A 14493-nucleotide genomic window follows, 5' to 3' on the forward strand; every position below is an offset into this window, starting at 1 on the left:
ATTATCTGGTCAACGGTCTATCGTTGTTAATTTCTGTCATGTCTACCTCGTTCAGCTTCGATTCTCCTAATAGGTGTTCGCTAAAGTAGTCGGCCATGCGCCAGAAGAAATACTCGGTCATCTCGCCGAAAGCATGGCGCTGTCCCGGTAATAACACAAAATCAAAACGTTTGTTTGCACGAATCAAGGCATCTACCATACGGATGGAATTCGCCGGATGCACGTTATTATCGATGTCTCCTGTTACAATCAACAGCTTGCCTTTCAGGTTTTTCGCCAAATCCGAGTTGCGGGCAATCTGGTAGTTGAAAGTCGTATCGCCTTTGGCGCTGATGTTTTCTTTTACCCCATGATGGCGCTCGCTCCACCAACGGTTGTAGATGTTGTTTTCATGGTTACCAGCACCCGATACCGCCACTTTAAAGAAGTCAGGATAAACCAACATCGCTGCCGTAGACATAAAACCACCGCCCGAGTGTCCGGTGATACCGACGCGATTAATGTCGATAAATGCATATTTATTAGCCAGTTGTTCGGCAACCACCTTCTTATCGGCCAATCCATAATCACGTAGATTACCATAACCATAGGTATGATACCATTTTGAGCGTGAAGGATGTCCACCGCGGTTTCCAACAGACACGACGATAAAGCCCATTTGCGCTAAACGGTCGATACGATCCATGCTGCGGCCGAAGCTTTTGTTCACCGCCTCTGTTTGCGGCCCTGGATACACATATTCAATAATAGGGTAGGTCTTGGTCGAGTCGAAATCGAAAGGCTTGTACAGCACACCGTAAAGGTCTGTAATGCCATCTGCAGCTTTCACTTGGAAAGGCTCCGGGAATTTATAGCCCGCCGCGAACAAGCTCGAAAGATCAGCTTCTTCCAGTTTCATAATAAGCTGCCCATTGCTGTTGTATAGCGCACTTACCGGTGTTGTATTAACGCGTGAGTAATTATCTACAAAAAAGTTCCCACTTTCGCTTACCTCTACTTGATGGTCAAAATCACCCGGAGTAAGTAGTTTTACCGCTCCACCGTTTTTATTTACCGAGTAAAAGAAAGTGTAATAAGGGTCTTTTCCTTTTTCCTTACCATTTGCTTTAAATAGCAGGTTGCCGCTTGCTTCCTGATAAGTGCTTAGCTCATCGCAATGGAAATCGCCTTTTGTAATCTGATGCAATAGCTTGCCTTGCTTATCGTAGAGGTAGAAATGGCCCCAGCCGTCGCGTTGCGACCAATGGATAAACTGATTGCCTTGTTGAATAAAGTAAGGCTTTTTAATGTCTAAATATACGTTCGAGCGCTCTTCCACCAAGGTTCGCACTTGCCCATTGACATTTACCGCTAAGACATCAATCCGCTTTAAATCACGGCTGGAACGGGCAATATAGAATTCTTCGTTATTGCCATGCCAGTAATTGATGAAGTAAGGGCCTTTCATGCTTTCCTTGCTGCGGTCTTTATTCCATAAGGTCAGGGTCTGGTTTTTAAACGCCTGCACCTCAATTTTGCGAGGTTTTAACTCGTTCGCCTGAAACACGTAAAGTTCGGTTTCCGTCGAGTCGGTTTCCCCGGGCATCAGGTATTTGTAAGTCTCTAATGAAGGTCTTTTTCCACCTACATTATTAATTACCCATAAGGCACTTAAGTTCCTGTTATCCTTACGGCCTATGGCGAAATGCTGCCCGTTTGGCGACCAGTTTAACCAAACAGATTTACGCTTCTGTTTTTCCTCATCTTCCGACTTCTTATCGCCGGTGGTCACGCTGTAAGGTTCCGATCCCCATGCATAATACTGAACCCCATCGCTGGTGATTTGATGCTCGACAATGGTCGAATCCTTCTCATCCTTTAAGGCCTTCTGGTAGTTGGCATAATCCATCCAATACAAGTTGTAGTTCTTGCTGAAGAACACCTTGCTGGTATCCGGATTAAAGCTTCCCCAAGCCAATTGGCGTTTCTTTTCGGTGGTATCACTAATTTCCTTCAGGTTGTTGTTATTCACGTTGTATTCAAAATAGAATAACTTCTTCTTGATGGTATCCGACTTATTTGTCAGCTTTTTGATTTCCTCTTTTGATTTCACCGTGTCTTTGCTGCTTTGCACTTCGAAACGGAAAATATGGTCCTGTTCAGTTACACGCAGGTTTATCAAGGAGAGGTGCTGCGCATCAAATGGGTTTTGAACAATAGACGTAATTTTTGCTGCCAAGTCTGACCGATCGAACAGTTCTTTCTTAGAACGGCTTTTCGGATCGACGATATACCAGTTATTGCCTTGTGGGCTACTGTATTCATACCAGAACTTATCGGAGAAGTTAATCCATTTGGGCGATACTTCGGTCGAAAAGATCAAGCTTCGGAGGCGTGCCGGCGAAAACTTGGCGGCCTGTTGGTAATTGGGTTTGGCCAGGGTACTCTTCTCCTGTGCATAAAGGAGTCCTGAACAAATAAATAATAGGCTTAAATAAACTTTTTTCATTAAAATTATAGGATAATTATCAATAGGCGAAATTATCCTTTTATCTCCCTAAAAAGGCATTTAACGTGTATTATTTTGGATAGGTTTTAAGAATAGAACTTCTCATTAAAATTCACCAAGAAAAGCTCTTTGCTGGCCCGGGTTATGGCGGTATAGAGCCAGCGTAGGAATTCGGTGTTCAGCATTTCGTCGACCATATAGCCTTGGTCTACAAAAACCAATGGCCATTGTCCACCTTGTGCTTTATGGCAGGTAATAGCATATGCAAACTTGATTTGCAGCGCATTATAGTAAGGGTCTTTTTTAATAGCATCCAAGCGATCCTTTTTATAGGGGATGTCTGCATAATCTAAGGCGATGCGTTCATACAGTTCCTGCTGCTGCTCGTAAGGCAGGTTAGGGGCATCCACGTATAGGCTATCCAACAGCACGCGGCAGCGAATGGCATCGCCTTCGTTGTTGTCCATAAACTCCAGGTATAAGTCGGCAAAGCGGTAGCCATGCATCTCATGCACATTGCTCACTTTCTTGATCACGGCCATATCACCATTGGCGATAAAGCCCGTGCTCTTTTCATCATTATCCTGCAGCCAATAGTAATTGTTGCGCACCACCATAATGATATCGCCACCAGTAATCTCCTCATCACGAAATAAAATCTGATTCCGGATATGGCGGTTATACAGGTTGGCTGATTTATTCGATCGACAGATAACCATGCAATGCTCCAAGCCATACTTATCATAAGCATAGTGCAGCCCTTCAATCAGCCGATCGCCATTCATGCGGTAGATGTCGCGAAAAGGGCCGGTCACAAATTGAGGGTAGCTGTATTCCGGGGCTTCTTCTTCCAGCCGAATCTCGTTCCTGATTTTCGTAGCGTTAAATAGAATTCCCGAGTGCTGATCTTGGCGCACCACATCGGTCAACTCGTAATGCATCACAAACAGGTCGAATTGATTGGCTAGGTACTCCGGAATTAAAGCAGGGCTTTCTTCCAAGCCAACGGGTGGGAGTTGGGCAATATCGCCGACAAACATAATCGAGCAATTCTCTCCTGATTGCACATAGCGAAGCAGATCGGCCAAGAGTCCGTTTGAAAACATATTCATGCCCTCATTACTAATCATAGATGCTTCATCTATAATGAATAAGGTGTTCTCATGTAAATTTTCAGCTAAGTCAAAATCCAAGGCTAACGTGGCGGCCGACTTCTTGCGATAGATCTTTTTATGAATGGTTAATGCTTTCCTGCCCGAATAGGCCGACATCACTTTAGCCGCCCGACCGGTAGGCGCCAATAATACCGAACGTTTTTGCAGACTTGGTAAAGTATGCACCAAGGCACTAATGATGGAGGTCTTTCCTGTTCCGGCATATCCCTTTAACACAAAGCAGCTGTTTGCCGCAAAACGATGTAAAAACTCGGCCAACAAACGGAAGACTTCCTGCTGTTGCGCGGTAGCCTGATGGGGGAACTGTTGGCGTAAGGTATTTTGGATATGCACGTTCCAAAGTTATCTAAAAGGTTGGTCAATCCAATTATTAAAACTATTTTTGTGTGCATAGCAATAACACCGCATGAATTATACTGCAGCAGATTTTCACTTACATTTTATTGCCAAATATACATTAATCGTGAAAGCGAATTTTGTGTATGACATTATATATGTGCTTGATCAAGAAGGACAATTGTTGGTTTACATGAAGTATGAAAGCAATAAGCCGACCGAAGAGGCCCTCAAGCTATTGAGTCTTCCTTTTCAACAGGTTTATGTCAGCTTACCACATAACAACCTGACCTTTATTCCAGCCGACCTCTATCAGGAAGATGATACCGAATTGTACCAAGATTTTATGGATAATCCGGAGCAAGGGATGGAGCTGGTAGACCTTGACTACCTACAAGTTAAGGCTGTGTTCCAGTACGATGTGCTCTTGGCGCAACGCTGGCGATCCTTGTTCCCAGAAGCGCATATTGTCCCGGAATTCAAACTTAATTTAATGCAGGTTCGTCCGCATGTGCCTTTGAAAGGCGAGGTGCTAGGTGTGGTATTCAACGATACCAATACCGACCTGTTCCTGTTTGTAAACGGTCAATTCCAATTCTTTAATAGTTTTGAGATCATTACGGAAGACGACTTGAGTTATTTTGTGCTGAACCTATACCAAGCCTTCGGTATTCAAGATAAAGCAACCAAAGCCATTGTGAGCGGTGTTGATATCCACCCGAGCTTTATGCATAAGTTGCAGCAGCTTAGCCACGAGCAGGTGTTTATTAAAGCTAATACTGCTGTTCCTCCCGTGGAGGAATTGCCGCAGGAAGTGTGCACAAGTTATTTAATAGATTTGCCCCTATGCGTATAATCGGCGGAAAGCTGGCGGGCCTTCGTTTAAATCCACCGCAAAACTTACCGGTTCGCCCCACTACAGATATTGCCAAAGAAGCTCTCTTCAATATCCTGAACAATCGGATTGATTTTGAGGATAAAACCTGTTTAGATCTATTTGCCGGAACGGGGAATATTACCTTCGAACTGGCTTCCCGTGGCGTAGCCTCTGTGGATGCAGTAGATTTACATGGGAAATGTGTGTTTTATATTTCCGAAACCGCCAAGAAATTAGGCGTAACGCAGGTTAAAACACGCAAAGCCGATGTGTTTAAGTACATTAAAGCCACAAAGAATAGTTACGACTTTATTTTTGCCGATCCTCCCTATGATATTGGTTTATTGCCGCAGCTAGCTGAGTTCATCCTGAACCAAGGCCTCTTGAACCCGGGGGGCATCCTGGTCGTTGAACATCCCAGCGCACGTAAATTGGTAGAAAATCCGTATTTTGTAGAAACGCGAGTTTACGGAAACTCCTCGTTTAGTTTTTATACTATCTAATATGAAAATAGCAGTCTTCCCCGGATCCTTCGATCCGTATACCTTGGCACACCATGATTTATTGATGCGCGCCTTACCGATGTTCGATAAGATTTATGTCGCCATTGGTGTCAATAGCTCCAAGGTAGGCTTAATGGATGTATCGATGAAGTTGGAAGCGATTAATGCCTTATATGCCGATCAGGAGAAAGTGGAAGTCAGCACCTACAAAGGACTTACAGTAGATTATTGTAAAGAGGTAGGGGCGCAAGTCATATTACGCGGACTACGCAACACGACAGATTTAGATTATGAGAACATCATTGCGCAGAATAACTTATTACTGAATCCGGCGGTAGAATCTTATTTCTTAGTCAGTCGCAGTGGCCTGGCGCATATCTCATCCACCATTGTGCGTGATATCTGGCGGAACCAAGGCGATATTAGCCCTTTAGTTCCGCAAGCCATCCTCAGGGTTATTGAAAAACTTAAACCGTAAATACGCGAACTTTTTGTCCCTTTACTTTGGTATTATTTGCCGCTTGAACAAGCGCTGAAGCCTTATTTGCGGCTACTGCCACATAGGATTCATTGGCTTTAACGTCAATTAAACCGAGATCATCCTTTTCAATGCCGGGGAAGGAGTGAATAAAGCCAACCACGTCAATCTTGTTTACTTTTTGCTTTTTACCCGCTGAAATGCGGATGGTTTTATACTTTGGTGGCTCCGGGATCGGATAGAACTCATCCAGAATCAATTCTTCCGCATCCTCAAAGTAAGTCGGGAAGCGATCTTCCGGCGTGAAAATACCATATACATTCCCCTCACTCTGATTTCTACCGGTACGACCATTCCGGTGCACAAATTCTTCTTCTTTGTAAGGGAATTGATAATGGATGACGTGTTTTATTTCCGGAATATCCAGCCCACGTGCCCCTAAATCCGTCGTCACCAAAATATGCTCACTGCCGTTCTTGATTTTGATAATGGCTAACTCACGGTCGTACTGATCTAGGCCTCCGTGGTAATTAATACATTCTATGCCCTTGCCAATCAATAATCGTTGAATATGGTCTACCGCTTCGCGGTGGTTGCAGAAGATCAATACCTTCTCCATGCCAATTTTGCAGACCAGCTTAAAGAGCCATTCCAGCTTCATCTTGCTGCTGGCCTTCACTTGGTAATAATGGATATTCGGGGTAAAAACCTGATCGCTCAAGAAATCCAATACCACTGGGTCTTTTAAGTGCAAAAAGCTCGGTTGTTCTTTAATGGCCGTTGCGGAGGTCAGGATCTGGTGTTCGATGCCACGACAGGAGCGGAAGATAAACTCCATTTGATCTTGGAAGCCTAATTCTAAGGATTTATCGAATTCATCCAGTACGAGAATTTTGCAGTCTGCCAATAGGGCAGGGTTCCGGTCTACGTGGTAGATGATCCGTCCAGGCGTACCGACAATCAGTTCAGGCTGTTGTTCTAGTTTTTTACGCTCGGCACGCGTGTCGCTTCCGCCATATACACAAACCAGGGAGATATCCTTGGTCAAGGCTTTAATTACCTGTTCAATCTGCAAGGCCAGCTCGCGGGTAGGCACAATAACTAAAGCAGAAGTGCCGGCATGCTTATGCTTTTGCATTAGTTTCAACATAATTAAAGCAAAGGCGAGGGTTTTGCCACTGCCGGTAGGAGAGAGCAACATAAAGTCGCGATTGTAGTCGAAATCAGCCAGAGATTGTTCCTGCATGGCGTTCAACTTCTCTATCCCTAAGTTTTTTAAGTATTTTTCTAATGCTAGCATGCGCAAAAGTATCAATTTTTGACGTTTAATTGTAAGGAATGTAAAAACTATAGTTACAAACTATTACTTAGTGTTTTTGGCACACTCTTTGATTTAGTGTTAGCATTCATAATTTAGGTTAATAATTGGTTAGTTTAGGCTTGTATTCTCCCCGAATACAAGCCTTTCTTTTTTGCTGGGGTGCTGTCGTAGTGCTGTCATCGTTTTGCTGAGGTGCTGTCATCGTTTTGCTGTCATCGTTTTGCTGGGGTGCTGTCATCAGTTTGTCATCAATTTGTCATGGTGTTGTCATCGTGAGCGGAGTCGAACGACTGGTACGTCAGTGCAATCAGAAATGTGCAACTAACTAAATAATAAGTTATTACAAAAACAGCGGAGAGAACTAAAGTGATTAATTAAAATATTAGTAATAAGTGTGTTAAGTATGATTGATTGCACTGACGTACCAGTCGTTCGTGGTTCGACTCCGCTCACCATGACAAATTGATGACAAATTTATGACAGCACCACAACAGGCCCCCCAAACACACCCTCTCGCTCTCTCCCTTTTCTCCTCCCTTGCTCACCCCTTTCACTCCCCTTTCAACCCCCTTTCAAGAGGGATAAAATACGCGACATAAAGGGCTAATCAAAAGCCTTAACAAACCCCAAAAGCAAAGCCTTCCTTAACGAAAAAGAAGGCTTTAACTACTTATATAAAAATGCTAATTCGCGTTATGGATATTCCCGCCGGTTGATTTCTCGAAATTGCTGGTTTTCGGTTGGCCGGTATATTGGATATTTGCGCCGGTTGAGGCGTCGGCGTTGAGGCTTTCGGTGACATGGGTTTGTATTTTAGCGGCAGAGCGCGCATTTGCCACTACCGTTTTTGCACTCAGCTTAGCCAGGTTAATGTTGGCGCTGGAGTTGGCATCTATGTTCAAGAGGGTGCAAGATCCCGATATTTGCACCGCAGAGGCAGAGGATGCATCGATGGACAGCTCTTTGGCTTTCACAGCGCCGGAGAAACTGGCGGAGGAGCTTAAGTCGAGACTGATTTTGTTGGCTGTCAGGATGTCCGATTTCAGGGATGCCGCAGATGACAGGTTGATCGCTAAGTTCTGTAGCGTCCAAGGCTCCTTGATGGCTAAACTTGCTGCTGAGGATAAATCAATGCTTTCCAGGTTACTATTGATGTAAATGGTTGCTTTTAAGCTTTTGGAATTCTGGAAGTTACTGTTTCGTTTGATTCTGATGACCAATACGCCATGTTCAATTTTTGCTTCCATGCGATTTAATTGCCCTGAGCTGGCAGCTTGCAGAACAACTTCGTTCTTATTGGATTTGATAAGTGTAGCCTGTATGCCCGTAGATACCGAGATGCCGATAGGTTTGGATGGCAAGGCCCGTGTTTCGGATTTTTGTGCAAATACCAAACTGCAAAACCCGATAAAAGCAAGGGTTAATAATGTTCTCATAGTAGGTTAAAATATTTACTCATGCAAGTTACACATTTACTCTACATAATTTACCTTTCGGTATGGTTTAAAGCTGTTTTTGTAGCCGTTCCTTGGGCACATGCATTGCAAAATAAGCTTGCTTAGTCGGGGAAAAAAGTATATTTTAAATGAAAATTGCAGAAGCTGGACAAACCATGAAGCTAATTAACTATTTTAAAGAATTATACCCCATTACAGATGAATTAGAGGCATTTTTGGACCGTGTCGTGGTTACCAAAACCTTTCAGAAGTCTGAAATTATCTTTGAACCAGGCGCCTACCTGCGCTATATCTACTTTATTGAAGAAGGCTTTACCCGCATATATTACTATAAAAACAAAAAAGAAATTACCCATTCTTTTTTTAACGACAATACCTTCAGCACCGGTATTGAAAGTGTCTTCTATCGGAAACCTTCCTTATTTGGGTTTCAGGCGTTGACCCGTGCAGAAATCAGTCTGATTCCTTTTGAAGCGATTGAGGAGTTGGCAAAAACGAACATCACCATGAACCAAATTATCCAAAAGGTGCTTTTGGATAACCTGATTAATTTCTCCACCCGATTTTATAATACGCAGTTTGAAACGGCACAAGAGCGGTATCTTTCCTTAATTGAGGAAAACCCGGCCTTGTTTCAGCATGTCAGTTTGGGGATGATCGCTTCCTATCTAGGGATTTCCCAGCAAACCCTCTCTGTGATTCGTGGTCAGCTTTAATTTCATTTTTTAAGATATCTGAAAATTATTTTGCTAAACATCTTCGACCTTTGTCGTGTTAAAGGAACAAAGAATGATACGCATGGAATTTGCAATGAAAAGAATTTTTCTGAGTTTAGCTATTCTCAGTGCCTGCGCCTATAATGCCATGGCACAAGAAGGCTTAAGTACATTTAAAGAGCCGGTAGAGAAAGCCATTCAATACAACAAGAGTTTAAAAAATGCTGCCTTGGAGAATCAAAAGGTAGCCCTGGATCGCGAAATGGTGAAGGGCAAACTATTGCCTACGGTTTCGGCCAATGCCATGTATGGCTATATTAACAGTTTAGTTGATGTAGACTTACCGACACAGCAACTGCCGATTACCGGGATAAACTTGTTTGAAGGCAGCCAGAAAGCCCGTGTATCCTCTCAGATCGGTATGGCCGGAGTTACAGCTACCCAGGTTATTTTTAGCGGCCTACAAATTAGCAATGGACAGAAGGCCTTGGCTGAGAAATTTAAAGCGCAGCAATTTTTGCAGGAGGCCGGCTATGATCAGGTGGCGCAAGAAGTGATAATGAGTTTTGATCAGTTGATGCTGTTGAATGAGGTGGATGTGCTGATTGCGGATTCGGAAAAACGATTGAATAAGGAGCATTTGAAAGTAGTGCAGGCCATTGCGAACGGCTTAGCCATTCCTTACGATCGGGATAAATTGAAATTGGCGATTTTAGAATTGGAGAGCAAGAAAGCGGAGCTGGAAAGTAATCGCGAGTTGCTGTATTTTAAACTGGAAGAGCTGACAGGGATGCCGGTTGCGGAATTGAAGGCCATTCAGTTTAAGCTGGCGGAAGTTTATTTGGATAAGGAAAGTGCAACGGAAATGAACCGCAAGGAATTAAACGCCTTGGAGGCCTCGCAAAAAGCTTATGAATATGTGTTGAAAAAAGAAAAAGGAGCCAAGTTGCCGCAAGTGTTCGGATTTGCCAATGTTTCCTACCTCAATGCTTTCGATAACCGCTTAACGGTGAAAGATTTGCCGCATGTAGGTGATTTAAAACTGAAAGGGAATCACATCATGTTTGCCCCTAATTATGCCGTAGGCTTGGGGGTGAAATGGACTATTTTTGAAGGGAAAACTCATGCTTCGGCAATTGATAAGGCAAAATTGGACCTGCAGATTAACGATAATAAATTGGCCGATACCAAGGAGAAGCTTTCGCTATTGCAGCGTAAAACGGTAGTTGATTACGATTTGTCGATGAAAAAGATTCAGGTGAACCAGCAGCAGGTAGCTATCGCTAAAAACAACCTGCATTTAGCGGCACGCCAGTTTGAGGAAGGCTTAACGGATGTGACCGAACGCCTGGAAGCTGAAAATGAATACTATAAACAAACACTGAACTATTATAATCAAATCTTAAATCAACGCACAGCGGCGCTGGAGCTGCTGAAAGCAAATGGTAATTTATATCAAACCGTAACACGATAATCATGAAAAAACTGACATATATATGCGCTGCTTTGGTTGTTTTGCAAAGCTGCTCATCCAAGGATGCGAATAAACAAATAAAATTGGAAGGGAAAATTGAACGGGATCAGTTGGCAGTGACCACGAAGATTCCGGGAAAAATTCAAAAAATATTAGTGGAAGAAGGGCAGCATGTGCAGCGTGGAGATACCTTGTTAATCTTGGAGCTTCCGGAAGTTGACGCCAAATCTATTCAGGCGCAAGGGGCATTGGATGCCGCGCAAGCGCAGTATGAAATGGCGGTTAAAGGTGCTACCGATGGACAAATGAAACAGCTGCATGCTAAAGTTGCCGGTTTGAAAGAACAGTTTGATTTTGCACAGAAGTCGCTAGATCGGATGAATAACTTATTGCGCGACTCCTTGGTTGCGCAACAAAAATACGATGAGGTGTATGCGAAATATCAAGGGGCCAAGAATCAGTACCTCGCTGCGCAAGCTGAATTGGCAGATGTGCAACATGGGGCACGGGTAGAGCAACAACGTATGGCCATGGGGCAGAAGGAGCGGGCCTTAGGCGCGGTGAACGAGGTGAATGTGGCAGCGAAAGAACGCTATATTCTAGCTCCGCAGGATATGACCATTGAAAATATTAACCTTCGCGTTGGCGAATTGGCCCTGGCTGGTTATAGCCTGGCTTCCGGATATATTGTGGATGGTACCTATTTTCGGGTGACTGTTCCGGAAAGCAAGGTGAAGGATTTTCAAAAAGGAGCCGTAAAGACCTTGATGCTGCCTTATTTGGAAGGCAAAGAGATTCAGGCGAAGGTGGAAACCATTAAGTCCTTGAGCTCTTATGCGAACATCAGTACGGCCTATCCGGATTTTGAAGAGCAAGAAACCTTGTTTGAAATCCGCTTGAAACCCACAGATAACAACGCCAGTAAGGACTTGCTGACTAAAGCGTCCTTTATTGTAAAACAAGACTAAGGAGGAACAGATGAAGAACTTTTTAAGCTTATTAAAAAGGGAGTTTAGCCTTTTCTTCCAAAACAAGGTGTTGCTGGTTTTATTTCTTGGTGCACCAATTATGTACGGTGTGTTGATTGGTGGGGTATATAAAAAAGGAAAAGTGACCAACTTACCTATTATTGTGGTGGATGAGGATAAAAGCCCTCTGAGCAAGCAGTTGATTGATATGTTCAACGAGAGTGAGGTGATATATGTGGCGGAGGTGCTGAACGATGCCTTTCAGGCGAAAGACAAGGCTTTGGCGCATGAAGCAACCGTAGTGGTGAATATTCCGCGTAATTTCTCCTCGGATGTAAATTACAACCGCACGACCGAACTTACCCTGTTTGTAAACGCATCGAATACCCTGACGTCTAACTATGCCATGATGGCGGTTAATGTGGCGGCAGGAACCATGAAGGCCGGTATTCAGATTAAAGCGCAACAAAAGAAGGGGGTGCCTGAGTTTGTGGCGACCCAACAATACGAGCCTTTTAAAACGACCATCATTAAGCAAAATATACGCAGTGGAAACTACTTGTATTTTATGCTGCCGGGGGTATTGCTTACCGTGTTGCAGCAGGTGATGATGTTGGCCTTGGCCTTAAGCTTTGCGTCGGAGTTTGAAAAGGGAACTTTTAAAGACCTGGTGAATCGCAGTAGCAATGTATTTGTGCTGATTCTGGTGAAAATATTGCCTTATATTTTGATGTCTATCTTGATTTTGGGCTTGTACTACGGCTATTCCCTGTATTACCGCATGCCGATGCATTTGGACAGCTTGCTGTTTTATGGCTATACCTTCTTGTTTTTACTGGCTGTGGCCTTTATCGGTATCTTGGTGAGTATTGCCATTCCGAGCCAGTTGAAAGCTACGGAGATCCTGATGGTTATTGCCACGCCAAGCTTTATATTAAGTGGTTTTACCTGGCCCTTAAGCCAGATGCCGGATTGGATCGTGGGTATTGCAAAGGTGATACCTTTGACGCATTACCTGCAGATCTTTAGAACCATGATTATTGAGCAGGGGGCAAGCAGCTATGTGCAGTCCTCGGTATGGGGGCTGGCGATTATCGCTATCGTGACCTTCGTCTTATCGGTGATTCTGTTACAGCTGAAGATTAATAAAGCGAAGAAAAACGTACTTATTACGGAATAGATAAACAAGGGATCATGTTGCATGGTCCCTTTTTTTAAAACAGTTCGCCTTGCTTTTGCTGGCGTATCGCTTCTTGTACATCGGGTCGGTTGGTATCTGCACCACGCGCAGCCGTAACCCGCATGACCTGATGGCTCCCCAATTCGCTAGCATAGGGCTGGATCAGGGATTGTATTTCTTGCTTCCCCTCAGCAATTAACCAAGCTTCCCGTTTGTCGGCGGGAATAATTAATGGCATCCGTTTTTTCTCATTATGAATCTCCTCCAGTAACGGATTGGCCGGTGTGGTAATCACCGAGAAAGTGGGGTAGGTTTCGCCCGTTTCCTGGTCTGCAAAGTTCGCATAGACTATCCCTAAGGTAAAGATCTGTTGCTGTGGAGCATAGATAAAATAGTTGTCCGTTTCTTTTTGGTTTTTAACTTTATGGGGTTCATAAAACCCTGTGACATACAGTAAACCGCGCTGTGAGCTGATGTAATTCTTGTAGGATGCTTTTTCGAAGATGCTTTCCCCTTCTGCATTCAAGGTGTTGGCATATTTGGCGGCGTCTGCCTCGCTTTTCACCCAGCTTGGAATCAGCTTCCAACGTGCCGCAATAATGGCCTCATCGTCCGTATTCAACGTAACAGGAAGGTACGGGCGGGTAAAGCCACTGACATGGTAATACACATTTTGATCGTACAATATCTTTTTTTCAGGAAAGGTTTGTTTTAACCCTTCTTTACTTGGGGAGGCCGCGTGGTAGCACATAGGGCTGTTTTAGTTTTTAATAAATGGAAGTTAGTAAAAACTTGATCGAGTGCCAAGTATAACATAAAAGAATACATGATGGTTTCAAAAAGCTTCGGATCGAACGCTTGAGAATCGCTTAAGTGTAGGATGGCGTAATAGAGTATAAAAATGGCATATAGGGAATAGATAATAAATCGAATGCGGTTGTTGTTCAGAATATCGGGCATCATATGGTTGTTATCCCTGTTTTCTTCGCTTTCTTTTCCAGTAGAAAGCAAGGAATTTATTTGCTTAAGCAAGAAATTGCTGGCGACCGAAGCTAGGGTAAAAGTTAAGGTAATAAAGGTGAAAAATAAAAGATAAGCATTTGCAGCAGGAAAAATAAGGGGTACTATTTTATAGGTAATAGCTCCTGTAGCAATGGCTAAATAAACTAAATAGACCAGGGTGTTTGATAGACCTAATATGAAGACGTTGTTTGCTAGGATTAGATTGCCGGGCCATTGTATCCAGCGTGTTATTGGGGAGCCAGGCCAATTATCACTAAAAATATAGGCAGCTAAATAGCATAGTAGAATGGAATACCATGGGATTTGGAAGATGTTATTAGAAAGCAGGCTGAATGCTAGAAATAACGCAGTGGCTGCAATGATTGTCCGGATAACTATCTTTTTATTTTTATCTTTTTTCTTCGTCATGGTGCTGCAGGTTAGGGAATATTAAATTTTCCCGTCTAAAATACAGGATAATTAACGTGCAGGCAAAAATGAAACAGCTTAAAAAGAAA

13 protein-coding genes are annotated in these 14493 nt (G+C 43.5%); 7 read left to right on the forward strand and 6 right to left on the reverse strand.

Annotation, left to right across the window (positions count from 1 at the left end; genetic code table 11):
• Position 1 precedes the first annotated feature (1 nt).
• Both GQF63_RS08715 and GQF63_RS08720 read right to left on the reverse strand, forming a co-directional pair.
• Positions 2 to 2488 carry a S9 family peptidase gene (locus tag GQF63_RS08715; RefSeq protein WP_160368840.1) on the reverse strand — a complete coding sequence of 829 codons (2487 nt, stop codon included), beginning with the start codon at positions 2486 to 2488 and terminating at the stop codon, positions 2 to 4.
• Positions 2489 to 2574: 86 nt separating this feature from the next.
• Positions 2575 to 3996: an AAA family ATPase gene (locus GQF63_RS08720; protein ID WP_160368841.1), complete on the reverse strand. Its 1422-nt coding sequence runs from the start codon at positions 3994 to 3996 to the stop codon at positions 2575 to 2577.
• A gap of 73 nt (positions 3997 to 4069) precedes the next feature.
• Here GQF63_RS08720 and GQF63_RS08725 point away from each other — a divergent pair, with 73 nt between their 5' ends.
• The 3 genes from GQF63_RS08725 to coaD are packed head-to-tail and all read left to right on the forward strand — an operon-like array spanning position 4070 to position 5857.
• On the forward strand, positions 4070 to 4855 hold the full coding sequence (locus tag GQF63_RS08725) for a DUF3822 family protein (RefSeq protein ID WP_160368842.1): 786 nt from the start codon (positions 4070 to 4072) through the stop codon (positions 4853 to 4855).
• Positions 4846 to 5379 carry an RsmD family RNA methyltransferase gene (locus GQF63_RS08730; RefSeq protein WP_160368843.1) on the forward strand — a complete coding sequence of 178 codons (534 nt, stop codon included), beginning with the start codon at positions 4846 to 4848 and terminating at the stop codon, positions 5377 to 5379. Before GQF63_RS08725 ends, GQF63_RS08730 begins: the two co-directional genes overlap by 10 nt.
• A gap of 1 nt (position 5380) precedes the next feature.
• Positions 5381 to 5857 (forward strand): pantetheine-phosphate adenylyltransferase, encoded by a 477-nt coding sequence (gene coaD, locus GQF63_RS08735; protein WP_160368844.1) that lies wholly within the window; start codon positions 5381 to 5383, stop codon positions 5855 to 5857.
• On the opposite strand, the gene GQF63_RS08740 is transcribed toward coaD, so the two are convergent.
• Complete coding sequence (locus GQF63_RS08740) at positions 5847 to 7157, reverse strand: DEAD/DEAH box helicase (protein ID WP_160368845.1); 1311 nt, start codon at positions 7155 to 7157, stop codon at positions 5847 to 5849. The genes coaD and GQF63_RS08740 overlap by 11 nt on opposite strands.
• 704 nt (positions 7158 to 7861) lie before the next feature.
• Positions 7862 to 8614: a head GIN domain-containing protein gene (locus tag GQF63_RS08745; RefSeq protein ID WP_160368846.1), complete on the reverse strand. Its 753-nt coding sequence runs from the start codon at positions 8612 to 8614 to the stop codon at positions 7862 to 7864.
• Positions 8615 to 8763: 149 nt separating this feature from the next.
• Here GQF63_RS08745 and GQF63_RS08750 point away from each other — a divergent pair, with 149 nt between their 5' ends.
• The 4 genes from GQF63_RS08750 (at position 8764) to GQF63_RS08765 (ending at position 12973) form a co-directional block, all read left to right on the forward strand.
• A complete protein-coding gene (locus tag GQF63_RS08750) occupies positions 8764 to 9351 on the forward strand; it encodes a Crp/Fnr family transcriptional regulator (RefSeq protein ID WP_160368847.1) in 588 nt (195 codons plus the stop codon).
• Positions 9352 to 9445: 94 nt separating this feature from the next.
• Positions 9446 to 10825 carry a TolC family protein gene (locus GQF63_RS08755; protein WP_160368848.1) on the forward strand — a complete coding sequence of 460 codons (1380 nt, stop codon included), beginning with the start codon at positions 9446 to 9448 and terminating at the stop codon, positions 10823 to 10825.
• A gap of 2 nt (positions 10826 to 10827) precedes the next feature.
• Complete coding sequence (locus tag GQF63_RS08760; protein WP_160368849.1) at positions 10828 to 11793, forward strand: HlyD family secretion protein; 966 nt, start codon at positions 10828 to 10830, stop codon at positions 11791 to 11793.
• 10 nt (positions 11794 to 11803) lie between these two features.
• On the forward strand, positions 11804 to 12973 hold the full coding sequence (locus GQF63_RS08765) for an ABC transporter permease (protein ID WP_160368850.1): 1170 nt from the start codon (positions 11804 to 11806) through the stop codon (positions 12971 to 12973).
• 34 nt (positions 12974 to 13007) lie between these two features.
• Here GQF63_RS08765 and GQF63_RS08770 read toward each other — a convergent pair whose 3' ends face one another.
• Entirely contained in the window at positions 13008 to 13724 is a 717-nt protein-coding gene (locus tag GQF63_RS08770) for an SOS response-associated peptidase (RefSeq protein WP_160368851.1), read from the reverse strand.
• Positions 13685 to 14404: a hypothetical protein gene (locus GQF63_RS08775; RefSeq protein WP_160368852.1), complete on the reverse strand. Its 720-nt coding sequence runs from the start codon at positions 14402 to 14404 to the stop codon at positions 13685 to 13687. Before GQF63_RS08775 ends, GQF63_RS08770 begins: the two co-directional genes overlap by 40 nt.
• Between the last annotated feature and the right edge of the window lie 89 nt (positions 14405 to 14493).

This window comes from Sphingobacterium humi, assembly GCF_009768885.1.
GTDB classification, from domain to species: domain Bacteria; phylum Bacteroidota; class Bacteroidia; order Sphingobacteriales; family Sphingobacteriaceae; genus Sphingobacterium; species Sphingobacterium humi.

Bases quoted from the DNA above. Each gene is read 5' to 3' on its own strand.
- GQF63_RS08765 (WP_160368850.1), top strand. From the start codon at position 11,804: ATGAAGAACTTTTTAAGCTTATTAAAAAGGGAGTTTAGCCTTTTCTTC.
- GQF63_RS08755 (WP_160368848.1), top strand. From the start codon at position 9,446: ATGAAAAGAATTTTTCTGAGTTTAGCTATTCTCAGTGCCTGCGCCTAT.
- GQF63_RS08740 (WP_160368845.1), bottom strand. From the start codon at position 7,157: ATGCTAGCATTAGAAAAATACTTAAAAAACTTAGGGATAGAGAAGTTG.
- GQF63_RS08770 (WP_160368851.1), bottom strand. From the start codon at position 13,724: ATGTGCTACCACGCGGCCTCCCCAAGTAAAGAAGGGTTAAAACAAACC.
- GQF63_RS08775 (WP_160368852.1), bottom strand. From the start codon at position 14,404: ATGACGAAGAAAAAAGATAAAAATAAAAAGATAGTTATCCGGACAATC.
- GQF63_RS08745 (WP_160368846.1), bottom strand. From the start codon at position 8,614: ATGAGAACATTATTAACCCTTGCTTTTATCGGGTTTTGCAGTTTGGTA.
- GQF63_RS08715 (WP_160368840.1), bottom strand. From the start codon at position 2,488: ATGAAAAAAGTTTATTTAAGCCTATTATTTATTTGTTCAGGACTCCTT.
- GQF63_RS08725 (WP_160368842.1), top strand. From the start codon at position 4,070: ATGAATTATACTGCAGCAGATTTTCACTTACATTTTATTGCCAAATAT.
- coaD (WP_160368844.1), top strand. From the start codon at position 5,381: ATGAAAATAGCAGTCTTCCCCGGATCCTTCGATCCGTATACCTTGGCA.
- GQF63_RS08730 (WP_160368843.1), top strand. From the start codon at position 4,846: ATGCGTATAATCGGCGGAAAGCTGGCGGGCCTTCGTTTAAATCCACCG.
- GQF63_RS08750 (WP_160368847.1), top strand. From the start codon at position 8,764: ATGAAAATTGCAGAAGCTGGACAAACCATGAAGCTAATTAACTATTTT.
- GQF63_RS08760 (WP_160368849.1), top strand. From the start codon at position 10,828: ATGAAAAAACTGACATATATATGCGCTGCTTTGGTTGTTTTGCAAAGC.